Below are 350 nucleotides of genomic sequence, written 5' to 3' on the forward strand. Positions count from 1 at the left end.
CGCAGTGCCATGGCCAGCAACCCTGCTTAAACCATTTGGCAGAACTTATGCGCACCACCAAAGTGATCCCGGATGATTTTTACAGCTTCAATTCGACGCACAATTCCCATAATGCCGCCGTCAAATTCATAGACGAGGATGGCCATTACCTCCGCTTTATTGAAGAAGTGAATTATGCGACCTTATATCACGTCTCCTCGCCAAAAATCCTGGCTTATATAGACTTGGGCAAAAAGCCGATGCCTTACACGGTTAGCCTGTTCGACAGCGCAAATGTCATTGATACCGCACCCCGCGCCCGTATTCTTGTCATGGCGCAAAGCGCCCATGATATGGGGCGCAAGGGCACA

At 50.0% G+C, this 350-nt stretch carries 1 protein-coding gene; it reads left to right on the forward strand.

The window, feature by feature from the left end; translation table 11 throughout:
* Nucleotides 1–47: 47 nt before the first annotated feature.
* A partial coding sequence (locus Llon_RS11550; RefSeq protein ID WP_202813354.1) for a hypothetical protein occupies nucleotides 48–350 on the forward strand: 303 nt, incomplete at its 3' end.

This window comes from Legionella londiniensis, from assembly GCF_001467825.1.
Lineage (GTDB): Bacteria > Pseudomonadota > Gammaproteobacteria > Legionellales > Legionellaceae > Legionella_A > Legionella_A londiniensis.